At 64.7% G+C, this 22,696-nt stretch carries 24 protein-coding genes; 21 read left to right on the plus strand and 3 right to left on the minus strand.

The annotated features are described in order from the left end of the window. Window positions 1–148: 148 nt before the first annotated feature. From XcyCFBP4188_RS12570 to truD, 9 genes are all read left to right on the plus strand, one after another. Window positions 149–391 (plus strand): hypothetical protein, encoded by a 243-nt coding sequence (locus tag XcyCFBP4188_RS12570; RefSeq protein WP_006453323.1) that lies wholly within the window; start codon window positions 149–151, stop codon window positions 389–391. A 189-nt stretch (window positions 392–580) separates the two neighbouring features. Continuing rightward, window positions 581–2,245 (plus strand): CTP synthase, encoded by a 1,665-nt coding sequence (pyrG, locus tag XcyCFBP4188_RS12575; protein ID WP_023903735.1) that lies wholly within the window; start codon window positions 581–583, stop codon window positions 2,243–2,245. A 203-nt stretch (window positions 2,246–2,448) separates the two neighbouring features. After that, window positions 2,449–3,279, plus strand: coding sequence for a 3-deoxy-8-phosphooctulonate synthase (kdsA, locus tag XcyCFBP4188_RS12580; RefSeq protein ID WP_074057658.1), 831 nt, complete (start codon window positions 2,449–2,451; stop codon window positions 3,277–3,279). Then, window positions 3,276–3,638: a hypothetical protein gene (locus XcyCFBP4188_RS12585; RefSeq protein ID WP_074057657.1), complete on the plus strand. Its 363-nt coding sequence runs from the start codon at window positions 3,276–3,278 to the stop codon at window positions 3,636–3,638. Before kdsA ends, XcyCFBP4188_RS12585 begins: the two co-directional genes overlap by 4 nt. A gap of 125 nt (window positions 3,639–3,763) precedes the next feature. Then, a complete protein-coding gene (eno, locus tag XcyCFBP4188_RS12590; RefSeq protein WP_104592244.1) occupies window positions 3,764–5,056 on the plus strand; it encodes a phosphopyruvate hydratase in 1,293 nt (430 codons plus the stop codon). 3 nt (window positions 5,057–5,059) lie between these two features. Further along, on the plus strand, window positions 5,060–5,422 hold the full coding sequence (gene ftsB, locus XcyCFBP4188_RS12595) for a cell division protein FtsB (RefSeq protein ID WP_006453318.1): 363 nt from the start codon (window positions 5,060–5,062) through the stop codon (window positions 5,420–5,422). After that, the gene (gene ispD, locus XcyCFBP4188_RS12600; RefSeq protein WP_006453317.1) at window positions 5,419–6,192 is read left to right on the plus strand and encodes a 2-C-methyl-D-erythritol 4-phosphate cytidylyltransferase; all 774 of its coding nucleotides are present in this window, start codon (window positions 5,419–5,421) and stop codon (window positions 6,190–6,192) included. The genes ftsB and ispD overlap by 4 nt, the downstream gene beginning before the upstream one ends. A 147-nt stretch (window positions 6,193–6,339) precedes the next feature. Next, window positions 6,340–6,831, plus strand: a complete 492-nt coding sequence (gene ispF, locus XcyCFBP4188_RS12605; protein ID WP_006453316.1) for a 2-C-methyl-D-erythritol 2,4-cyclodiphosphate synthase — start codon at window positions 6,340–6,342, stop codon at window positions 6,829–6,831. Between the two features lie 251 nt (window positions 6,832–7,082). Beyond that, a complete protein-coding gene (gene truD / locus XcyCFBP4188_RS12610) occupies window positions 7,083–8,186 on the plus strand; it encodes a tRNA pseudouridine(13) synthase TruD (protein ID WP_006453315.1) in 1,104 nt (367 codons plus the stop codon). A 124-nt stretch (window positions 8,187–8,310) separates the two neighbouring features. On the opposite strand, the gene XcyCFBP4188_RS12615 is transcribed toward truD, so the two are convergent. Then, the gene (locus XcyCFBP4188_RS12615; protein ID WP_006453314.1) at window positions 8,311–8,850 is read right to left on the minus strand and encodes a Smr/MutS family protein; all 540 of its coding nucleotides are present in this window, start codon (window positions 8,848–8,850) and stop codon (window positions 8,311–8,313) included. Between the two features lie 99 nt (window positions 8,851–8,949). Here XcyCFBP4188_RS12615 and surE point away from each other — a divergent pair, with 99 nt between their 5' ends. From surE to XcyCFBP4188_RS12635, 4 genes are read left to right on the plus strand one after another with little or no spacing between them, the layout of a single operon-like run. Beyond that, complete coding sequence (gene surE, locus XcyCFBP4188_RS12620; protein ID WP_006453313.1) at window positions 8,950–9,729, plus strand: 5'/3'-nucleotidase SurE; 780 nt, start codon at window positions 8,950–8,952, stop codon at window positions 9,727–9,729. Continuing rightward, on the plus strand, window positions 9,726–10,406 hold the full coding sequence (locus tag XcyCFBP4188_RS12625; RefSeq protein WP_006453312.1) for a protein-L-isoaspartate(D-aspartate) O-methyltransferase: 681 nt from the start codon (window positions 9,726–9,728) through the stop codon (window positions 10,404–10,406). The genes surE and XcyCFBP4188_RS12625 overlap by 4 nt, the downstream gene beginning before the upstream one ends. Before the next feature lie 18 nt (window positions 10,407–10,424). Continuing rightward, on the plus strand, window positions 10,425–11,039 hold the full coding sequence (locus tag XcyCFBP4188_RS12630) for a YqaA family protein (protein ID WP_104592245.1): 615 nt from the start codon (window positions 10,425–10,427) through the stop codon (window positions 11,037–11,039). Then, window positions 11,036–11,809, plus strand: a complete 774-nt coding sequence (locus XcyCFBP4188_RS12635) for a peptidoglycan DD-metalloendopeptidase family protein (RefSeq protein ID WP_074057651.1) — start codon at window positions 11,036–11,038, stop codon at window positions 11,807–11,809. Before XcyCFBP4188_RS12630 ends, XcyCFBP4188_RS12635 begins: the two co-directional genes overlap by 4 nt. 168 nt (window positions 11,810–11,977) lie before the next feature. On the opposite strand, the gene XcyCFBP4188_RS12640 is transcribed toward XcyCFBP4188_RS12635, so the two are convergent. Then, window positions 11,978–12,358 carry an Mth938-like domain-containing protein gene (locus tag XcyCFBP4188_RS12640; RefSeq protein ID WP_074057650.1) on the minus strand — a complete coding sequence of 127 codons (381 nt, stop codon included), beginning with the start codon at window positions 12,356–12,358 and terminating at the stop codon, window positions 11,978–11,980. 15 nt (window positions 12,359–12,373) lie between these two features. After that, window positions 12,374–12,679, minus strand: coding sequence for a ribosome assembly RNA-binding protein YhbY (yhbY, locus tag XcyCFBP4188_RS12645; RefSeq protein WP_006453307.1), 306 nt, complete (start codon window positions 12,677–12,679; stop codon window positions 12,374–12,376). Between the two features lie 65 nt (window positions 12,680–12,744). Between yhbY and rlmE the strand changes: the two genes are divergently transcribed. From rlmE to XcyCFBP4188_RS12685, 8 genes are all read left to right on the plus strand, one after another. After that, entirely contained in the window at window positions 12,745–13,377 is a 633-nt protein-coding gene (gene rlmE / locus XcyCFBP4188_RS12650) for a 23S rRNA (uridine(2552)-2'-O)-methyltransferase RlmE (RefSeq protein ID WP_055828640.1), read from the plus strand. A 61-nt stretch (window positions 13,378–13,438) separates the two neighbouring features. Next, window positions 13,439–15,379, plus strand: coding sequence for an ATP-dependent zinc metalloprotease FtsH (ftsH, locus tag XcyCFBP4188_RS12655; protein ID WP_006453305.1), 1,941 nt, complete (start codon window positions 13,439–13,441; stop codon window positions 15,377–15,379). Between the two features lie 208 nt (window positions 15,380–15,587). Continuing rightward, window positions 15,588–16,490: a dihydropteroate synthase gene (gene folP / locus XcyCFBP4188_RS12660; protein ID WP_104592246.1), complete on the plus strand. Its 903-nt coding sequence runs from the start codon at window positions 15,588–15,590 to the stop codon at window positions 16,488–16,490. Then, window positions 16,490–17,473, plus strand: coding sequence for a tRNA (adenosine(37)-N6)-dimethylallyltransferase MiaA (gene miaA, locus XcyCFBP4188_RS12665; RefSeq protein ID WP_104592247.1), 984 nt, complete (start codon window positions 16,490–16,492; stop codon window positions 17,471–17,473). Before folP ends, miaA begins: the two co-directional genes overlap by 1 nt. Window positions 17,474–17,550: 77 nt before the next feature. Next, entirely contained in the window at window positions 17,551–17,829 is a 279-nt protein-coding gene (gene hfq, locus XcyCFBP4188_RS12670) for an RNA chaperone Hfq (RefSeq protein ID WP_005915027.1), read from the plus strand. A gap of 11 nt (window positions 17,830–17,840) precedes the next feature. Beyond that, entirely contained in the window at window positions 17,841–19,160 is a 1,320-nt protein-coding gene (gene hflX / locus XcyCFBP4188_RS12675; protein ID WP_104592248.1) for a ribosome rescue GTPase HflX, read from the plus strand. Window positions 19,161–19,354: 194 nt separating this feature from the next. Then, window positions 19,355–19,849: a CinA family protein gene (locus tag XcyCFBP4188_RS12680; protein WP_023903749.1), complete on the plus strand. Its 495-nt coding sequence runs from the start codon at window positions 19,355–19,357 to the stop codon at window positions 19,847–19,849. A 273-nt stretch (window positions 19,850–20,122) separates the two neighbouring features. Then, entirely contained in the window at window positions 20,123–22,657 is a 2,535-nt protein-coding gene (locus XcyCFBP4188_RS12685) for a TonB-dependent receptor (RefSeq protein ID WP_104592249.1), read from the plus strand. Window positions 22,658–22,696: the final 39 nt, after the last annotated feature.

A 22,696-nucleotide genomic window follows, 5' to 3' on the forward strand; every position in this document is an offset into this window, starting at 1 on the left:
CGTGAAACGACGCGCAAGTGTGGGGGCAGAACCGTTTTTTTGCACGCGACAGGCGTTCAGTGCAGGGCGGGGTGCGGCTGGATACCCTGGCGTTGGATTCGGAACCAAACGTCCCCACCTGAGGATGTCACCGAAACCGGAGGACACCATGAAGTTCAAGCACATTCTGATGCTCACCCTGGGTGCGGCCGCAGTGGCGGCGCTTCCTGCCATGGCCCAGGCCGCTCCGCAGCAGACCGGTCAGGGCGCCGCCGCGCAGAAGGCCGACGACGCCAAGGCCAAGACCGAAGCCGAGCGCAAGGCAGAGCGCCGTGCCGCCGCTGCTGCACAGAAGCCCAAGGCCGATGCCGCGCTGCCCGAGGAAGAGGAAGAAAAGAAGCCGGCGCGCTGATCGCGCTGCGCATCGGCTGGCTTCACATCGGTCATCTGCTCACAAACGCCCCGGCCCAGGTCGGGGCGTCTGCATTTGCGACCCACGCGGCGCGCGTTTGTCACTGCGTGATCGCAGCGGCGTCACGCAACCCTTGGGCATTCGTCCGTCACCCGCTAAACTATGGCTTTCCGGGAGGCTTCAAGCCCCATGACCCCCCTGATTTTTGTTACAGGCGGCGTAGTGTCCTCGTTGGGTAAGGGCATTGCGGCTGCTTCGCTTGCGTCCATTCTTGAAGCGCGTGGCCTGAAGGTCACGATGATGAAGCTGGACCCGTACATCAATGTGGACCCGGGCACGATGAGCCCGTTCCAGCACGGCGAGGTCTACGTCACCGACGACGGTGCCGAGACCGATCTGGATCTGGGCCACTACGAGCGCTACGTGCGCACGCGTCTTTCGCGCAAGAACTCCGTCACCACCGGCCGGATCTACGAGAACGTGATCCGCAAGGAGCGTCGCGGCGATTATCTCGGCGCCACCGTGCAGGTGATTCCGCATATCACCGACGAGATCCGTCGTTGCATCGACGAGGCCACCGCAGGTTTCGATGTCGCATTGATCGAGATCGGCGGCACCGTGGGCGACATCGAGTCGCTGCCGTTCCTGGAAGCGATTCGCCAGGTGCGCACCGAGCGCGGCGCCGAAAAGGCCATGTTCATGCACCTCACCCTGGTGCCGTACATCGCTGCTGCCGGTGAGTTGAAGACCAAGCCGACCCAGCATTCGGTCAAGGAACTGCGCTCGATCGGCATCCAGCCGGACGTGCTGCTGTGCCGCTCCGAGCAGGCGGTGCCGGATTCGGAACGTCGCAAGATCGCGTTGTTCACCAACGTCTCCGAGCGCGCAGTGATCAGCTGCCCGGATATCGACGTGCTGTACGGCATGCCGCTGGAACTGCGCCGCCAGGGCCTGGACGAGTTGGTGATCGATCAGTTCAAGCTGCGCGACAAGGTCGCCGCGGCCGATCTGTCCGAATGGGCTGCGGTGGTGGATGCGGTCAAGCATCCGCTGGACGAAGTCACCATTGCGGTGGTCGGCAAGTACGTCGATCACCAGGACGCCTACAAATCGGTGGCCGAAGCATTGCGGCACGGTGGCCTGCGCCAGCGCACCAAGGTCAATCTGAAGTGGCTGGAAGCGCAGGATCTGGAAGGCAGCGACATGGCCGCCTTGCAGGACATCGACGGCATTCTGGTGCCGGGCGGTTTTGGCGATCGTGGCTTCGAAGGCAAGGTGCAGACCTCCAAGTACGCGCGTGAGCACAAGGTGCCGTACTTCGGTATCTGCTACGGCATGCAGGCGGCGGTGGTGGACTATGCGCGCCATGTCGCCAATCTGGATGCGGCCAACAGCACCGAGAACGATCGCCAGTCGCCGCACCCGGTGATCGGCCTGATCACCGAATGGCGCACCGCCACCGGCGAAGTCGAAAAGCGCGACGAGAAGTCCGATCTGGGCGGCACCATGCGGCTGGGTCTGCAGGAGCAGCGCCTGAAGCCGGGCACGCTGGCGCGCGAGGTATATGGCAAGGATGTGGTGGCAGAGCGGCATCGTCATCGCTACGAGTTCAACAACCGCTACCGCACCCAGCTGGAAGATGCCGGCCTGGTGATTTCCGGCAAGTCGATGGACGACACGCTGGTGGAAATGGTGGAGCTGCCGCGCGAGACGCACCCGTGGTTCCTGGCTTGCCAGGCGCACCCGGAATTCCTGTCCACACCACGCGACGGGCACCCGCTGTTCATCGGCTTCGTGCGCGCCGCGCGCGAGAAGAAGGCGGGCGGCAAGTTGTTGAAGGAAGCGCGTGCGTGAGATTTTCCTTCTCCCATCGGGAGAAGGTGGCGCGAAGCGCCGGATGAGGGGCGCCGCAGTAAACCGGAAGATGGCAACCATGACGAACGCGTCGCCACGCGCCAGCGAGGGCAAACCATCGGGCTTCACCAGCGCTTCGCCAACCTTACACTCACCCCAACCCCTCTCCCGGTGGGAGAGGGGCTTAATCAATAGGTGACCTGATGAAACTTTGTGATTTCGACGTTGGCCTGGATCAGCCGTTGTTCCTGATCGCCGGCCCCTGCGTGATCGAGTCGATGCAACTGCAGCTCGACGTGGCCGGCAAGCTCAAGGAGATCACCGGCAAGTTGGGGATCAACTTCATCTTCAAGTCGAGCTTCGACAAGGCCAATCGCACCTCCGGCACCAGCTTCCGCGGCCCCGGCCTTGAAGAGGGCTTGAAGGTGCTGGCTGCGGTGAAGCAGCAGATCGGCGTGCCGGTGCTCACCGACGTGCACGAGTACACCCCGATGAACGAAGTGGCCGCCGTCGTCGACGTGCTGCAGACGCCGGCCTTCCTGGTCCGCCAGACCGACTTCATCAAGAACGTCTGCGCCGCCGGCAAGCCGGTCAACATCAAGAAGGGTCAGTTCCTGGCGCCGTGGGACATGAAGCCGGTGGTCGACAAGGCCAAGTCGACCGGCAACGAGCAGATCATGGTCTGCGAGCGTGGCGCCTCGTTCGGCTACAACAATCTGGTCAGCGACATGCGCTCGCTGAGCGTCATGCGCGACACCGGCTGCCCGGTCGTCTTCGATGCCACCCATTCGGTGCAGCTGCCGGGCGGGCAGGGCACCAGCTCCGGCGGCCAGCGCGAGTTCGTGCCGGTGCTGGCGCGCGCTGCGGTGGCGGTGGGTATCTCCGGGCTGTTTGCCGAAACCCATCCGGATCCATCCAAGGCGCTGTCCGATGGCCCCAACGCGTGGCCGCTGGACCGCATGGAGGAACTGCTCGAAACCCTGATGGAACTGGATGCCGTCACCAAGAAGCACGGGTTCGCGCGCTTCGCATGAGTTCCGACCCATGGGCGCAGGCGGCGTTGCACCAGCAGCGCCGGCACTGGCGCGGTTGGCCGTGGGGCTGGATCGCGCTCGGCCTGTCGGTCGGTGCCTGGGCCTGTATGGCCGTCATGGCCTTCCTGGTGACCGCCAGCATTGGCATGCCGGGCGACGGTAGCCACGCGATGCAGACCACACGGATCCCGATGCTGGTCACGCTGGTGGTGGCCGCGTTGGTCACGCTGGGAGGCCTCATCGCCGGCCCCATGGCACTCTGGCTGCGTCGCCAGCCTGCCGCAGCCGTCGTCGGGCTCGCGTTGCTGCTGGTGTTTGTGCTGCTGTTTGGCTTGTCGCTGCTTGGCTTGATGGCCTAGCGGCGCTCTGGCGGGCTTGTCGCGCGTCCGCTCCGCATGCGATTTGGCAATGGGACGGTGTGCGGCGATAATCCCGCAGCTTGTTTCCGGTGTACTTCCCCCCTTACTGGTAACCGATCGTTCCTATGACCACTATCGCCAAGATCCTCGCCCGCGAAATCCTCGACTCCCGCGGCAATCCCACGCTGGAGGCCGAAGTCACGCTGGAAGACGGCTCGTTCGGCCGCGCCGCCGTGCCCTCGGGCGCCTCGACCGGCACCAAGGAAGCGGTGGAACTGCGCGATGGCGACAAGACCCGCTACCTGGGCAAGGGCGTGCTGCATGCAGTGCAGAACGTCAACGGCACCATCGCCGAGACGCTCAAGGGCTTCGATGCGGCCGACCAGCAGGGCTTGGACCGTCGCCTGATCGACCTGGACGGCACCGAGAACAAGGGCCGCCTGGGCGCCAACGCGCTGCTGGGTGTTTCGCTGGCCGCCGCGCATGCCGTGGCCGCCTCGCGCAAGCAGCCGCTGTGGCAGTACCTGTCCACCATCACCGAATCCGATGTGTCGCTGCCGGTGCCGATGATGAACATCATCAACGGCGGCGCGCACGCCGACAACAACGTCGACTTCCAGGAGTTCATGGTGCTGCCGGTCGGCTGCAGCTCGTTCTCCGAAGCGCTGCGTGCCGGTACCGAAATCTTCCACGCGCTCAAGTCGGTGCTCAAGGGCCACGGCCTGAGCACGGCAGTGGGCGATGAAGGCGGCTTTGCGCCGGACTTCCGCAGCAACGTCGAAGCGCTGGACACCATCCTCGAAGCGATCGGCAAGGCGGGCTACACCGCCGGCGAAGACATCCTGCTGGGCCTGGACGTGGCCTCCAGCGAGTTCTACGACAACGGCAAGTACAACCTAGTCGGCGAGAACAAGCGCCTGACCAGCGAGCAGTTCGTCGACTTCCTGGCCGACTGGGTCGCGCAGTACCCGATCATCAGCATCGAAGACGGCCTGGCCGAAGGCGACTGGGCCGGCTGGAAGCTGCTCACCGACCGTGTCGGCAAGAAGGTGCAGCTGGTTGGCGACGATCTGTTCGTCACCAATCCGAAGATCTTCAAGCAGGGCATCGACTCGGGCACCGCCAATGCGATCCTGATCAAGGTCAACCAGATCGGCACGCTGACCGAGACGCTGGAAGCCATCGCGATGGCGCATGCGGCCAACTACGCCTCGATCGTCTCGCACCGCTCGGGCGAAACCGAAGACACCACCATCGCCGACATCGCCGTGGCCACCACCGCCACGCAGATCAAGACCGGTTCGCTGTGCCGCAGCGATCGCGTCGCCAAGTACAACCAGTTGCTGCGCATCGAGCAGGCGTTGGGCTCCGGCGCACGCTATGCCGGTCGCGACGCGTTCGTTTCGATCAAGCGATAAGCCGTGCGCAACTGGCGCTGGCTACTGCTGGTGCTGGCGGTGCTGCTGGCTTGGCTGCAGTACCGCTTCTGGTTCGGGCCTGGGAATTCCGGCGAAGTCATGATGCTGGAAGCCCAGGTCGCGCATCAGACACAGGACAACGAAGGTCTGCGCCAACGCAACCAGGCGTTGGCAGCAGAGGTGAAGGATTTGAAGGACGGCGAGGCGGCAATCGAGGAACGCGCGCGCAGCGAGCTGGGCATGATCAAGCCGGGCGAGACGTTCTATCGCGTGGTCGAGGATGCGCCGCCGCTGCCGCCCGCAGTGGCCGCGCCGTCGATCGAACCTGAGGCGCCCGCTGCAACCGCTCCGGCGGAACAGCCATGACCGGTTCGATCTGGGCGATCGTGCCGGCCGCCGGGCGCGGCACGCGCTTTGGTGGACAGACCCCCAAACAATATCTGCATGCTGCTGGTCAGCCTTTGATGGCTTACACGCTGGCGGCACTGGCAGCGCATCCGGTGGTGGCCGGAATTGTCGTGGCGATCGCGCCCGACGATGCCGACTGGCCGGGTTGGACGGCGGTGCAGTCCAAGCCGGTGTTGACCTGCGTGGGCGGCGTGACCCGCGCCGCATCGGTGCTGGCTGGATTGCTGGCCTTGCCCGAGAGCGTGCGCGCCGACGACTTTGTACTGGTGCACGATGCCGCACGTCCCAATCTGGCGCTGGCCGATCTGGAGCGCTTGCTGGAAATCGGTCGCGGCGATCCGGTCGGCGCAATCCTGGCCGCACCGGTGCGCGATACCCTCAAGCGGGCCGGCGACGATGGCGGCATCGATGCCACCGAGCCGCGCGAGCGTCTATGGCGCGCGCTGACCCCGCAGCTGTTTCGCCGCCATCAACTGATCCGTGGCCTTACCGAAGCATCGGCCGCTGGCGTGGATGTGACCGACGAGGCGATGGCGATGGAGCGGCTGGGATTGCGTCCGTTGCTGGTGGAGGGTGCCGAAGACAACTTCAAGGTGACCACGCCGGTTGACCTGGCGCGGTTCGAATTCGAACTGGCACGCCGCGGTGTGGCGGTGGATGCCGAATTAGTGGCCACACGCAACGATGCGGTGTTTGCCGGTGCCAATCACGACGTCAACACGCTTTAGAGCGGCTGTCGAACGATTGCCAGGCCGGTTTGCGGAACCGGCTGTGTAGGCCACTCGTACACTGCTCTCTACTTTGCAACGTCCATGCCGACCTAAACGACAGCTTGCTCCCTGTTATTGGGCACTCTCACTCACCACGGATTTTCCATGTCTTTCAATGTTCGAATCGGTCAGGGCTACGACGTGCATGCGTTCGGTGCGGGCGATCACGTGATGCTGGGCGGCGTGCGCGTCGCGCACAGCCATGGCGTGCTCGCGCACAGCGATGGCGACGTGGTGTTGCACGCGCTGTGCGATGCGATGCTGGGCGCGCTGGCGCTGGGCGATATCGGTCAGCACTTTCCGCCGTCCGACCAGCGCTGGAAGGACGCCGACAGCGCGCAGTTTCTGCGGCACTGCGATCACTTGCTGCGCGAGCGTGGCTGGCGCGTTGGCAATGCCGACATCACCGTGGTCTGCGAGCGCCCCAAGATCGGCCCGCATGCGCTGGCAATGCGCGAACGCATCGCCGGCCTGCTGGCGATCGAGCTCGATGCGGTCAGCGTCAAGGCCACCACCAGCGAACAACTCGGCTTCACCGGTCGCAGCGAAGGCATCGCTGCGCAGGCGGCGGTGTTGCTCGGCAGGATCGCAGCCTGACGGCGACAAACAAAACCACTGCGCTCATCGTCATGCAGGCGCGGCAGGTGCTCTGTACAGCATGTCGCACGCGCACCCTGCGGTTCCGAGCGTGCCGTCCACACTCACCTGACGACTGCCGGCCAGGTTTTTAGCCGCTCTAACTCGCAGTCACGCACGCCGGGCTCGCCTCGGCGCTGCAATGCGACACCACCGCGCCGAGGCATTCGGCACACAGCGCACGACACGTCGGCGCGAAGGTCAACCACAGCATGAGCGACACCTTTCTTCTGCCGCGCGCGCATGGCGCTGCGGTCCTTGGCGCAGCAATGCGCAGCACGCCCGAAGATTTTCAGGTCGATGAGCTGCCGGCATTCGAAGCTTCCGGCGAAGGCGAGCACCTGTTGCTCAGCGTGCGCAAGCGTGGCCAGAACACCGCGTACATCGCCAAGAAACTCGCACTGTGGGCAGGCATTGCGGAAATGGGCGTTGGCTACGCAGGGCTGAAGGATCGCCACGCAGTGACCACGCAGCGTTTCAGCGTGCATCTGCCCAAACGTATCGCGCCGGACATCGCTGCGCTCGACGACGACGAAATGCAGGTGGTCGACAGCACCTGGCACAACCGCAAGCTGCAACGCGGCGCGCTGCACGGCAATCGCTTCGTGCTGACGCTGCGCCAGGTGCAGGGCGAACGCGATGCGATCGAGCAACGCTTGCAGGCGATCGCCGCACGCGGCATTCCCAACTGGTTCGGCGAACAACGCTTTGGTCGCGATGGTGGCAACGTGGCATCGGCGTTGGCGATGTTCGGCTACACGCTGGATACCGCCGGTGCGTTGGTGCCGGCACCGAAGCGGCGTCTGCGCAACGATCAACGTTCGATCCTGTTGTCGGCGGCGCGCTCGGCACTGTTCAATCGCGTGCTCACTGCGCGCGTGGAGCAGGGCAGTTGGGACACTGCGCTGGAGGGCGAGGCCTGGATGCTGGATGGCTCACGCAGCGTGTTCGGTCCCGAGCCGTGGAGCGAGGTGCTGGCCGAGCGTCTGGCGCGCTTCGATATTCATCCCAGTGGTCCGTTGTGGGGCGTGGGCGAGCTGCGTTCGACCGACCAGGCTGCAGCAGTGGAGCGGGGCGCGTTGTCCGATCCGCAATCCGAGGCGCTGCGGATCGGTCTGGAAGCCGCTGGCTTGAAGCAGGAGCGCCGCGCCTTGCGTTTGCGCCCGCAAGGATTGGACTACCGCTGGCTGGATGCGCAGACCCTGCAGGTCGAATTCGCACTGCCGCCGGGCTGCTACGCCACCGCGGTGCTGTGGGAGCTGGGCGAGGTGATCGACGCAGGTCGCGGCATGGCCAATGTCCGTTCCGACACTTGAGTTTTGCGTCGTGCGGCGACGCGCAGCGCAAACAAACGTTGCCGGAGCCGAGGCGTTGTAGGAGCGGCCCTGGCCGCGACGGGCGTCACCGATAACACCGAACAATGCGCCAGCGCAGCTTTCGCTAGCGCCGCGCCAACAACACCAACAACGCTCCCGTGCCGCCTTGCGTGGCCGGCGCCGAATGAAACGCCAGCACATCGTTGCGCTGGCGCAACAGACGGTCCATCAGGTTCTTCAACACCGGCGCGCCGTTGTCCGACTGCAGCCCCTTGCCATGGATGATGCGCACGCAGCCGTGTTCGTGCGCATGCGCATCGAGCAGGAACTGACGCAACAACGACTCGGCCTGCGCTGCGGTGGCGCCATGCAGATCCAGTTCGTCCTGGATCGAGAACTGGCCGCGCTTGAGCCGCTGAAACAAGCGGGTGGGAAGATTCTCGCGCCGATAACTGGCGGTGTCGCCCGCCTCCAACGGCGCGCTGTCGCGCAGCAGACGTGCGAATTCGGTGTGCGCTTCGGCGTCGTCGCGCTCGGCCATGCGCGCGCGCGGCTTCGGTCGCGGTTTGGCGTTGGCCGGGGGGGCGACTTCACGAATCGGCTTGACCGCGCCAATCGCTGCGCGGAACAACGCGCCGTCGTCTTCGTCTTCAGGATGCGACATGCTCACAGCGTAACGTGCCCAACCTCAGGTGCAAGCGAAGATCAAGCGCGAAGGCGAGGGACGCATCCGGTATCATGACTCGGTTTTCCGAGGAGTCCCATGCGCGTACTGGTTAGCAACGACGACGGTGTCGACGCCCCCGGCATCCAGATTCTGGCCGAGGCGCTGCGGCGTGCCGGTCATGAAGTGATGGTGGTCGCCCCTGACCGCGACCGCTCCGGCGCCAGCAATTCGCTGACGCTGGACGTGCCGATCCGCACCCGCCGCATCGACGCGCAGACCTGCGCGGTGGCCGGCACGCCGACCGACTGCGTGCATCTGGCGCTGACCGGCATGCTCGATTACGACCCGGACATCGTGGTTTCCGGCATCAACAACTCGGCCAATCTCGGCGACGACGTGATCTATTCGGGCACCGTGTCGGCCGCGATGGAAGGCCGCTTCCTCGGCTTGCCCGCAGTGGCGGTCTCGTTGGTGACGCACAACCATGAAGCGCATCACTACGAAACCGCCGCGCGCGCAGCGGTGGAAATCGTGGCGCGCCTCAAATCCGATCCCTTGCCCGCCGACACCATTCTCAACGTCAACGTGCCGGATCTGGCCTGGTCGGATGTGCTCGGTTTCGAAGTCACCCGGCTCGGCAACCGCCACCGTTCCGAGCCCTGCGTGCCGCAACGCGATCCGCGCGGCCGTACCGTGTACTGGATCGGCCCGGCCGGTCCCGAGCAGGATGCCGGCGCCGGCACCGATTTCCACGCCGTGCGCACCGGGCATATCTCGATCACCCCGATCCATGTCGACCTCACCCGCTATCAGGCGCTGGAAACCGTCGCCGGCTGGGTCGGTGGCCTGAATGCCGCACTGGACGCACCGGCATGACGCCGAGGCTGCGTCTGCTGCAACCGGAGTCGGTGGGGATCGGCATGACCTCGCAACGCGTGCGCGACCGGCTGGTCGAGCGCCTGCGCGAGGCCGGCATCCAGGACGAGGCCACGCTCAACGCGGTGCGTACCGTGCCGCGCCATCTGTTCATCGATGAAGCGCTGGCCTCGCGCGCCTACGAAGACACCGCATTGCCGATCGGCCACGGCCAGACCATCTCGCAGCCCTGGGTGGTCGCGCGCATGACCGAGGCGGTGCTGCAGGTCGGCCCGACCAAGGTGCTGGAAGTGGGCACCGGATCCGGCTATCAGGGCGCGATCCTGGCCGCGCTGGGCCTGGAGGTCTATACCGTCGAGCGCATCGGAGACCTGCTACGGCAGGCGCGCAAGCGCTTCCGGCATCTGGGCATGAACGTGCGCAGCAAGCACGACGACGGCCGCATCGGTTGGCCCGAGCATGGTCCCTACGACGCCATCGTGGTCACGGCTGCCGCCCCGGCGCTGGTCGATGCGCTGGTCGATCAACTGGCGGTCGGCGGGCGGCTGGTCGCCCCGGTTGGTGGTGCGTCTTCGCAATCCCTGATGCAACTCACACGTGGTGCCGATGGCGCAATCGAACAGCAGGTTCTGGCGCCGGTCACGTTCGTCCCGCTGTTGTCGGGCATGCTGGATTGAATCCATGAGAGTTCCTCGATGAAGATCTTCGGGCCGTTGTACGACGTGGCCATTCGTTGGTCGCGCAACCGGCGCGCACCTGCGCTGCTGACCGGCCTCAGTTTCGTTGAGGGCTTCATCTTCCCGGTACCGCCGGAAGTGATGTTGGCGCCGATGTCGCTGGCCGAACCCAAGCGTGCATTGTGGTTCGCCACCTTGAGCCTGATCGGCTCGGTGTGCGGCGCGCTGGTCGGCTATCTGCTCGGCCATTTCGCCTTTGCCGCATTGCAGCCGGCGATCGAATGGCTGGGCTGGAGCGTGAAGATCCAGGCGCAGATCGAGATGCTGCGCGCACTGGTGGCCGAGTCGCCGTGGAAGGCCTTCTGGGCACTGGTGCTGGTGGGCTTCACCCCGATTCCGCTGAAGATCTTTACCTGGGCCTCGGGCGTGGTCGGTGTGCCGATCCTGCCCTTCATCGCCAGCATGTTGGTGGGGCGCGGCAAGCGCGTGTATCTGGTGGCCGGCGCGATCCGGCTAGGTGGCGCGCGCGCCGAAGCGGCCTTGCATCGCTGGATCGAACCGTTGGGCTGGGTAGCCATGGCGGTCCTGGCTGCGGGAGCAGGGTGGTTGGTGTGGAAGACAATGAACGGATGAGCACGTTGCAGATGAATTCGGTACGTAAGACAGCAGTCATGCTCGTGGTCGCCGCCGGGCTGACCGCCTGTAGCAGCGCCACGGTAGTGCGTTCGCCTGGGGCGGGCGGTTCGTCGTCCTCGCGTCCGTCTGCGGCTGCGCGTGCATCGGTGCCGCGCCCAGGTGCGACCGTCACCGTCCAGCGCGGCGACACGCTGTACGCCATTTCGCGCCGGACCAATATCACTGCGCCGGATCTGGCCGCCTGGAACGGGCTGTCCTCGCCGAACACCATCTATCCAGGCCAGACGCTCAAGCTGTATCCGGGTGGTGCCAGCAAGCCGGGCAGCAGCACCTCGACGGCCGGCACGGTGGTTCCGCCGCGGCCGACTGCGCCGATCGCTGCACCGGTCAGTAGTGGATTCCAGTGGCGCTGGCCAGCCGACGGCGTGGTGGTCGGGACCTTCGTCGCCGGCGAGACCACCAAGCAGGGCGTGGATATCGCCGGTGCCAGCGGGCAGGCGGTACGTGCCGCAGCCGATGGTGTGGTGGTGTATTCCGGCGCCGGCCTGGTCGGTTACGGCGAGCTGATCATCATCAAGCACAACGACCAGTGGCTGTCCGCCTACGGTCACAACCGCAAGCGCCTGCTCAACGAAGGCCAGAGTGTCAAGGCCGGCCAGCAGATCGCCGAGATGGGCCGCAGCGGTGCCGCCCGCGACATGCTGCACTTCGAGATTCGCTACAACGGCAAGCCGGTGGATCCGCTGCTGTATCTGCCTAAGAAGTGATTGGGGATTTGGGATTTGGGATTCGCACCTGCAACGGCGCTGGGCTGATGGTGCTGCGTGGAAGGTGCGGTCTACCGGCCTGACAATCGCTTGGGGCATCGTTGCGGCTGTTCGCCTGAGAGCGAAACTTGCTCCAGCCCGCGTTTACGAATCCCCAATCCCGACTCCCTAATCCCGTCCCTCAAGAATCATCGCCAGCGCCACCCGGCGGCCTTCGCTGGCCAGCACGTTGTAGGTGCGCGCCGCGGCCGCATTGGTCATCGCTTCCAGGCCGATGCCGCGGGTCAGGCAGGCTGCCAGCACGTCCGTCTTCGGGAACTGCTGCCGCTCGCCGGTGCCCAGCAGGATCACCGCCGGGGCCAGCGCCAGCACCGCGTCCATATGTCCGGTCTGAAGCTGTTCCAGGCTGGGCACCGGCCAGCGTTCGACCAGTTCATCGGGCATCAGGATGAAGCTCTGCTGCAAGATGCGCTCGTTCACCTTGGCATGGCGGCCATCGGCCGCGCGCAGCGCATAGGTGTAGTCGGGATGTTCCTGGCTTAAAGGCATAACGAACTCGTCAGGTCAGCCGCGCGGCAACACGATCTGGCGCTTTTCCTTGCTGGGGCGGTAAAGAATGGCGACATGGCCGATCCGCTGCACCAGCGCGCTGCCGGTCTTTTGAGTAATGTCGGCAATCATGGCGTCGCGGGCCTCGCGATCCTCCGATGCCACCTTCACCTTGATCAGTTCGTGGCGCTCGAGCACTTCCTCGAGTTCGGCCAGAAATGCCGGCGTGACCCCTTTGCCGCCGGTTTGCAGCAGTGCTTTGAGATCGTGGGCCTGGCCGCGCAGGAAACGGTTCTGGGCGGAGGTGAGAACAATGGACATGCAGGATCAAAGGGAAGCAAAGGGTGTTCAGGGTATCATGGCGACCCGTTCGGACCCCTTTGCCAATGCCCTCCCGCAGTAAAAGCAGCCAGCGCTGGCTCAAGGAACACTTCGCCGACCCTTACGTGAAGAAGGCTCAGGCCGAAGGCATGCGCTCGCGCGCTGCCTACAAGCTGGAGGAATTGCTCCAGCGCGACCGTCTGCTCAAACCCAACATGGTGGTGGTCGATCTGGGCGCCGCGCCCGGCGGCTGGTGCCAGCAGGTGCGCAGGTCGTTGGGCGACACCGGCCGGGTACTGGCGCTGGATATCCTGGAGATGCCCCCGCTGGCCGGGGTGGAGTTCCTTCATGGCGACTTCAGGGAACAAGCCGTCCTATCGGAATTCGAAGCGATGTTGGGCGATGTGCCGGTGGACCTTGTTCTGTCCGATATGGCCCCCAATAAGAGTGGCATGGATGCGGTCGACCAACCGCGGATGATGCACCTGGCGGAACTGGCGATGGAATTTGCCGACAACCACCTCAAGACGGGTGGGGCATTTTTGATCAAGCTGTTCCAGGGTGTTGGATCCGACGACTACATTCGCGAGCTTCGCCGCCGCTATGAGAAGGTGACGATTCGCAAACCGGCGGCCTCGCGCAAGCGCTCCCCGGAAGTTTATGCGCTCGGTCAGGGCAAGCGTGCCCAGATCAAGTAAGCTGCCAATGACCACCGTGTTTCAAGAATTTGAAGAGTAGAGGGCACCGGAGCCAATGAGGATGAACGACTTGACCAAGAATCTGCTGCTGTGGGTGGTCGTCGCGGTTGTGCTGATGGTCGTCTTCCAGAGCTTCTCGCCGCGGATGGCAGGCGGCGTCGGCCCCGACTCGATCACCTACACCCAGTTCCTGAAGGAAGTGGACTCCGGGCGCGTCAAGTCGGTGGACTACACCGATGAGACCAACCTGGCCGTCAACGCGATCCGCTTCAAGCGCACCGACGGCAGCGAAGCCACCGTGTACGGTCCGCGCGACGACAAGCTGGTCGACGTGCTGTACAGCAAGAACATCGAAATGACCCGCCAGAAGCCCTCCACCGGCCCTGGTTTCTGGTCGTTGGTGCTCAACTTCCTGCCGGTCATCCTGATCATCGGCTTCTGGCTGTTCATCATGCGCCAGATGCAGGGCGGTGGCGGCGGTGCCAAGGGTGCGATGAGCTTCGGCAAATCGCGCGCCAAGTTGCAGGGCGAGGACCAGGTCAAGATCACTTTTGCCGACGTCGCCGGTTGCGACGAGGCCAAGGAAGAAGTCAGCGAGTTGGTCGACTTCCTGCGCGACCCGACCAAGTTCACCAAGCTGGGCGGCAAGATTCCGCGCGGCGTGTTGATGGTCGGCCCGCCGGGTACCGGCAAGACGCTGCTGGCCCGCGCGATCGCCGGCGAAGCCAAGGTGCCGTTCTTCAGCATCTCCGGTTCGGACTTCGTCGAAATGTTTGTCGGTGTCGGCGCGAGCCGTGTGCGCGACATGTTCGAGCAGGCCAAGAAGCACGCGCCGTGCATCATCTTCATCGACGAAATCGATGCGGTGGGCCGTCATCGCGGTGCCGGTCTCGGCGGCGGGCATGACGAGCGCGAACAGACCTTGAACCAGCTGCTGGTCGAAATGGACGGCTTTGAAGGCGGCGAAGGCGTGATCGTGATCGCGGCCACCAACCGTCCCGACGTGCTGGATCCGGCGCTGCTGCGTCCGGGCCGTTTCGATCGCCAGGTCGTGGTCGGGTTGCCGGACGTCAAGGGTCGCGAGCAGATCCTGCGTGTGCACATGCGCAAGCTGCCGCTGGCCGACGACGTGGTGCCGATGGTCATCGCACGCGGTACGCCGGGGTTCTCCGGTGCCGATCTGGCCAACCTGTGTAACGAGGCGGCGTTGTTCGCCGCGCGTGGCAGCGAGAAGGAAGTCCGCATGGACCACTTCGACCGTGCCCGCGACAAGATCCTGATGGGCGCCGAGCGTCGCTCGATGGCCATGAGCGAAGACGAGAAGACGCTGACCGCGTACCACGAAGCTGGCCATGCCATCGTCGGCCGTCTGGTGCCGGAGCATGACCCGGTCTACAAGGTCACCATCATTCCGCGTGGTCGCGCCCTCGGCGTGACGATGTATCTGCCGGAAGGCGACCGTTACTCGATGAACCGGGTGGCGATCGAATCCCAGCTGTGCTCGCTGTATGGCGGCCGTGTTGCCGAGGAGTTGATCTTCGGCGGCGACAAGGTCACCACCGGTGCCTCCAACGACATCGAGCGTGCGACCAAGATGGCGCGCAACATGGTCACCAAGTGGGGCTTGTCCGACGAGCTTGGCCCGGTGGCCTACGGCGAGGAAGAAGACGAGGTGTTCCTGGGCCGTTCGGTAACCCAGCACAAGAACGTCTCCGACGAAACCGCGCGCATGATCGACGAAGTGGTTCGGTCGATCCTGGACAAGGCCTACAGCAAGACCAAGGCGATCCTCACCGAGAACCTGGACAAGCTGCACGCGATGTCGCAGCTGTTGCTGCAGTACGAAACCATCGATGTGCCGCAGATCGACGCCATCATGGAAGGCCGCGAGCCGCCGCCGCCGGCAGGTTGGGCCAAGTCCGACAAGGACGGTGGCAACAACAACGACAAGGGCAGCCCACGTCCGTTGCCGCCGATTGCCGGGCCAGCTGAGCAGCTGTAACGCTACGCATCGGTCAGCTGCAGCAGCATCCATCAAGGCCGGGGAGCGATTCCCGGCCTTGATGCGTTTGAACGCTGACCAGCGCAGCTCCCGGCTTCGGTCATTGGCGGCCTCCGTTGATAATGCATTCGGCAGATCGCAAAACACGCGCGCCACGGTAGCGCGCATCGGTCGCCACCCATCGCAACCCCTGCAGGAGAACCCCACGATGTTCGACACCGCCCTCAAGCTGGATTGCGCCGGTCGCATCCTGCGACTGGATGCGCCGCAGGTGATGGGCATCGTCAATGTCACGCCCGATTCGTTTTCCGACGGTGGCCAGCACGCCACCTGCGAGGCCGCCATCGCACATGGCTTGCGTCTGGTCGAGGAGGGCGCTGCGGTGCTGGATATCGGTGGCGAATCCACCCGTCCTGGCGCGACGCCGGTCGCGCTGGAAGAAGAGCTGCAGCGCGTGATTCCGGTGATCGACGCATTGGCGCGTCAAACCAGCGTGCCGATCAGTGTGGATACCTTCAAACCGGAGGTGATGCGCGCGGCCGTCGCGGCCGGCGCCGGCATGATCAACGATGTCTATGCGCTGCGTTCGCCGGGCGCGTTGGATGCTGCATCGGAATTGCGCGTGCCGGTGGTGCTGATGCACGCACGCAGCGCACCGCATGCCATGCAGGACGCGCCGCACTACGACGACGTGGTGGCCGAGGTGCACCGTTTTCTGGCCGAGCGCATCTTCGCCGCCGAAATGGCCGGCATCGACAAACGCCGGTTGATCCTCGACCCGGGCTTCGGCTTCGACAAGACCACCACGCACAACCTCACCGTGCTGGCGCAGCTGCAGCGCCTGCAGGAATTCGGCCTGCCGGTGCTGGCAGGGCTGTCGCGCAAGCGGAGCATCGGCGAGTTGACCGGGCGCGAACGTGCGGCCGAGCGTGTGCATGGTTCGGTCGCCGCACATCTGATTGCCGCGCAGCACGGCGCCCTGTTGCTGCGCGTGCACGATGTGGCCGCGACCGTGGATGCCTTGAAGGTGTGGAGTGCGATGTCGGCAATCCCCGTGCCGCGTGTGAGTGCGCCTGCGGCACCGACCATCCGTTGGCCGGACGAGGACTGATGCCGGCCGACCGACGCCCGCTCGCGATCGCGTTGATGGGCCCGACCGCCAGCGGCAAGACCGCGCTGGCACTGGAAGCAGCGCAGCGCTGGAATGGCGAGATCGTCAGCGTCGATTCGGCACTGGTGTATCGCGGGCTGGAGATCGGCGCGGCCAAGCCGGATGCCGCCATGCGTGCAGCCGTGCCGCATCATCTGCTCGATCTGCGCGATCCCTGGCAGATCTATTCGGCGGCGGAGTTCGCCAGCGATGCGCGGGAGGCGATCGATCAGATTGTGGCGCGCGGCAAGCTGCCGATTCTCGCCGGCGGCACCGGACTGTATTTCCGCGCCTTGCTGGAAGGGCTGTCGCAGCTGCCCGAAGCCGATCCGCAGGTTCGCTTGACGATCGCAGCCGAAGCCGAACAACTCGGCTGGGCCGCGCTGCATGCACAACTGGCGCAGGTCGATCCGGTCGCGGCTGCACGTATCCACAGCACCGATCCGCAGCGTATCCAGCGGGCGTTGGAGGTCTACCGCATCAGCGGCAGGCCGATCAGTTACTGGCAGGCGCTGCCGCCAGGCCCGCGCCTGCCGGTGCGGGTGTTGAAGGTGGTGCTGGCGCCGCGCGAGCGCGCAGTGCTGCACGCGCGGATCGAACAGCGACTGGACGCCATGCTGGCGCAGGATTTTCTGGCAGAAGTGGAGCGTCTGCGCGCGCTGCCGCAACTGCGCGCGGTTGCCGCGCCGCTGGATCTGCCTGCGATCCGCGCGGTCGGTTATCGCCAGGCCTGGGAGTATCTGGATGGCGCCGGCAGCCTGGCGCAGTTCCGCCAAAAAGCCATCTATGCGACCCGTCAACTGGCCAAGCGGCAACTCACCTGGCTGCGTGGCGAGCTCGACGCGCGCTGGTTCGATCCGGAGCGTGACCGCCATCAATTGGAAGCCGCACTTGTCGGCTTCCTCGCTCATCGTCCCGCTGTGCCGCAGGCTTCAGGCGTGTAACATCCCGTTTCCGGGGCCGGCTGGGGATGGCAGGTGTCGACCGGGACAATAAGAACAATAATGAAGAGGAGTTTTCGATGGCTAAGGGGCAATCTTTACAGGATCCATTCCTCAACGCGCTGCGGCGCGAGCGGGTGCCGGTCTCTGTGTATCTGGTCAACGGCATCAAGCTGCAGGGCACGATCGAGTCGTTCGACCAGTTCGTGGTGCTACTGCGCAACACCGTGAGTCAGATGGTTTACAAGCACGCCATCTCCACGGTCGTGCCGGCGCGCAATGTGCGCGTGGGGCCGGGCGGTGGTTATGTGCAATCCAATGAAGGCAACCAGGCGGAAGATGACGACGTCGAGCAGTAATGGAGTAGTGCGTGTTTGATCGCTCACGTAAGGGTGAACATGCGCTGTTGATTCAGACCCACTCCGGTGGGCCTGCCGAAGAGGATGTGCTGGAGGAGTTCGCCGACCTTGCAAAGTCGGCGGGCGCCACGATCGCGGCCACGCTCACCGCGCGCATCGACAAACCGAGCCCGTCGACCCTGATCGGCAGCGGCAAGCTGGAAGAGGTCAAGGCGGCTGCCGAAGCCACCGGCGCGGATCTGGTGCTGGTCAACCACACCTTGTCGCCCGGTCAGGAGCGCAATCTGGAGCGCTACCTGGAGCGGCGCGTGATCGACCGCACCGGGCTGATCCTGGACATCTTCGCGCAACGTGCGCGCAGCCATGAAGGCAAGCTGCAGGTCGAGCTGGCGCAATTGCGGCACATGGCCACCCGGCTGGTGCGCGGCTGGACCCATCTGGAGCGTCAGCGCGGCGGTGCGATCGGCCTGCGCGGCCCTGGCGAAACCCAGCTGGAAACCGACCGCCGCCTGCTGCAGAAGCGGGTGGAACAGTTGCAGCAGCGGCTGGAAAAAGTCGAGGTGCAGCGCACCCAGATGCGTCGCGCGCGTATGCGCAGCGAATTGCCGCGCATTGCATTGGTCGGCTATACCAACGCCGGCAAATCGACGCTGTTCAATGCGTTGACCGGTGCCGAGGCCTACGTGGCCGATCAATTGTTCGCCACGCTCGATCCCACCGTGCGCCGCATCGCGTTGCCGGGCGGCAGTGCGATCCTGGCCGATACGGTCGGCTTCGTGCGCGATCTGCCGCACCAACTGGTCGCCGCGTTCCGCTCGACCCTGTCCGAAGCACGCGACGCCGATCTGTTATTGCACATCGTCGATGCGGCCGACCCGTTGCGAGAAGAACGCATCCGCCAGGTCGATGAGGTGTTGCATGCCGTCGGTGCGGGCGATCTGCCGCAGCTGCTGGTGTTCAACAAGATCGACAAGATCGAGGGCGCGCAAGTGCGTCACGATGCACAGGACGGCATCCCCGACCAGGCGCGGCGCGAACGCGTGTGGGTCTCTGCGCGCGATGGACGCGGGCTGGAAGAGTTGCAACACGCACTCGGCCAGCGGCTGGATCTGCGTCATCTGACCGGACAGCTGCGGCTGCCGCCGTCGGCGGGGCGCTTGCGTTCCAAGCTGCATCAGCTGGAAGTGGTGCGTAACGAGCAATCCGACGAGGATGGCTGGTTGCTGGACGTCGATCTGCCGATGGTCGAAGCCGAGCGGCTCGCCGCCACCGAAGACGGCGCACCGCTGCGCGCGATGCTGCCGGATCGCCGCGAAGACTGGGAATCGTGATGGCACTGCACAGTCGGGTTGGCTCGACTGTGCAGAACGCCCGAGTCGATCCAGCGCGGGCCGAGCAGTACGCCTGCCTTGTGCATATCGCCACTGAACCTCTGCCACGCCGTGGCTGCCCCGTTTCTGCAGCCGCCGCAGACAGATGGGACGAATTGGGCTAAAACGTTCGCTGCCTCTTTATTCCCTTGCCTATGTCCATGTCCGCCGATTTCGAACTGCAGCAGTTGGCCGAAACCCTTGGTCAGCAACTGCTTGCTGCGCGCGAGCGCCTGGTCACCGCCGAGAGTTGCACCGGCGGCTGGATCGCCAAGGCGGTGACGGATGTGGCGGGTTCGTCGCACTGGTTCGATTGCGGCATGGCCGCATACAGCTACGAGGCCAAGCAGGCATTGCTGGGCGTGCGTCCGCATACGTTGGAAGTGCATGGTGCGGTCAGCCGCGAAACGGTGATCGAAATGGTGTCCGGTGCGCTGGTCAATTCCGGCGCCAGCATCGCCGTGGCGGTGACCGGCATTGCCGGGCCGGGTGGCGGCAGCGAGGACAAGCCGGTCGGCACGGTGTGGATCGGCTGGAAGCGTCGTGGTGGTTATGCCACTGCGCAGCTGTTCCAGTTCAACGGCGATCGCGATGCAGTGCGACGGCAAACCGTGGTTGCGGCGCTGCGCGGATTGAGCGCATTGCTATAGGTGCGTGATCTGCGCGCCAGCGGCTCGGGTTCATTAGCTGTCTGATGTGTCGCACAAGTGTGATTGCCAACGCCGCGATGCTCGCCTGACGATGCGTGGCATTGTTTTAACGCATGGCTCCAATGCGTATCGAACGATAGCCGCATTCGTCACGCGCTCCGTGTGTTCGGTTACCTGCGTTGCTCAGTCTCGTTAACCCGGTAAGGTGTGAAGCCACGCGAACTGCGGCGCTCGCCGTACTGCATCGCCTGCGCGCTTTGTCGGGGGATAAACATGGGTATGGATCAGCAACGTGGCACCACGCTTGCGCTCGCACTTTTTGCGGGCATGCAGGTATCGCCGCTGTGTGCACAGACAACGGCGCAGCCAGATCCGAAGGAGCCGGCAACGCTGGCAGCGCTCAAGGTCACCGCGCAAAAGCGCGAGGAATCGCTGCAGAACGTGCCGGTGGTGCTTTCGGTGTTTCCCGAGCAGCTGTTGCAGGACAGCGGCGTGCACGACATCAAGGAGCTGCAGATGCTGGTGCCCGGCTTGATCGTGACCAGCAGTCAAAGCGCGGCCCAAACCACCGCGCGCATTCGCGGCATCGGCACGGTTGGCGACAATGCCGGGCTCGAATCCTCGGTGGGTGTGGTCATCGATGGCGTGGCCCGCGCGCGCAACGGCGTGAGCTTTGCCGACCTGGGGGAGCTAGAGCGCATCGAAGTGTTGAAAGGCCCGCAAGGCACTGTCTTCGGCAAGAACACCTCGGCCGGTGTCATCAACGTGGTCACGCGCCGGCCCAGTTTTACCCGCAGTGCCGATGCCGAAATCACCGCGGGCAACTTTGGTGCGCTCGGGATTACCGCCGCCTTCAACGATGCGCTGGGCGACACCAGCGCATTACGCGTGTATACCGCCAGACGGCGTCGCGATGGATTCGAGCAGGTGGTCACCGGCGCTGGTCCGCGCACCGCCACCGACGATGGCGACCAGAATCTGCGCACCGCGCGCGTGCAGCTTCTTTGGGAGCCCACCGACGATCTGGACATCAATCTGGCGGCCGACGACACCAGCCGCCAGGAAAATTGCTGCGTCACCGTGACCACCGAGCGCGGTCCGACCGCTGCGCTGATCGATGCGCTGACGCCTGGCGGGCAGGGCACCACTGCGCGTGCCGACCCTCAGAGCAGGCGTGCCTACAGCAATCGCAGTACCGCGCAGGAGATTCAGGACAAGGGCATCTCGGCACAGGTGGACTGGACCACCCCCTGGTTGAGCGAGGCGGTGCTGACTTCGATCACCGCAGTGCGCGACTGGAAATCCGTCAACGGCCTGGATTTCGATTACAGCGCTGCAGACATTCTCTATCGCGCTCCGCGCGAGGACGAGATGCTGACCAGGTTCAAGACCTTCAGTCAGGAACTGCGCCTGGCTGGATCGAGTGAGCGTCTCGATTGGATGGTCGGCGTGTTTTACGCCGACGAAACCCTGCATCGCAACGAGTCCTATCGCTTCGGCAGTGCGTACGAGCCGTATCTGTCGAGCGTGCTGCTTGCACGCGTCAATCCGGCGTTGGCCGCACGTGCGGATGCGACGCGTTTTCTTGCCGACGCCACCGGCTTGCCGGCCGGCACGCTGTTCCGCGGCCAGGGTAGCCAGGACCGCTTTCGGCAGGATGGCACCAGCGCCGCGCTGTTCACCAACAACACCTGGCATGCCACCGACGCGCTGGATGTCGTGGTGGGGTTGCGCTACACCTACGAGAACAAAACGCTGCGATCGGCATTTCAAAATCCCGATGGAAGCCCGGCGTGTGCCAGTTATTTCGCGCCTAGCGGCCAGGTCGATCCGGCTGCGTTGCGGCGGATCGGTGCGGCGCTGGTGGCGCGTGGTGTACCCGCGTCTGCGGTGCCGACGATCGCACCGCAAGTGATCGGCTTCACCTGTCTGCCTTGGGCCAATGTCGCCCATGATGGTCGTCGGACCGAGCAGCAACGCACCGAGCGCGAGTGGTCCGGTACCGCCAAGCTGGCGTATCGCTGGAACGATGCGCTGATGACGTATGTGTCGGCGGCGCGTGGCTACAAGGCAGGCGGTTTCAATCTGGATCGCGTGCAGTCCTCCGATGGCTTGTCCAGCGGCGTGCAGGGCATCCTGCCGGTGGATGACACCGCGTTCCCGGGCGAGTTCGTCGACAGCTACGAGCTCGGCGCCAAGAGCACCTGGCTCGGTGGCAACCTGCTGTTGAATGCAGCGCTGTTCTATCAGGATTTCAGCGATTTTCAGCTCAACAACTTCCTGGGGACCAGCTTTGTGGTGCGTGCCATTCCCACCGTGGTGTCGCGCGGCATCGATGCCGAAATCCTGTGGCAGGGCGCGGTGCCTGGCCTGATGCTGCAAGGCGGGCTCAGCTATACCGACACCCGCTATGGCGACGATCTCTTACCGGATGCGGATCTGGCGCTGCTGCCGGGCAGCCGTTTGAGTTTTGCGCCGCGGTGGTCGGCCAATCTGTCGGTGACCTACGAACGTGCGCTTGGCAACCGGCTCACGGGCCGTTTCAACGTTGGCGCCAAGTACAGCTCCGAATACAACGCAGGCTCGGATCTGGATCCGCAAAAATCACAACCGGGCTACACCTTGCTCAATGCGCGCCTGGGCATCGGCGCCAACGACAAGCGCTGGCTGCTGGAAGCGTGGGCAGAAAATCTCGGCAATGAAACCTATCGGCAGATCGTCATCGACGCGCCGCTACAGGCTGGTTCGTGGAATGCGTTTCTGGGGGCGCCGCGCACGTATGGAGTGACGTTGCGGCTGCGTTATTGAGCCTGTTTCGCCTGACGTCCTGGCAGCGTTACACGGACG

The organism is Xanthomonas hortorum pv. cynarae (assembly GCF_002939985.1).
GTDB lineage: Bacteria > Pseudomonadota > Gammaproteobacteria > Xanthomonadales > Xanthomonadaceae > Xanthomonas > Xanthomonas hortorum_D.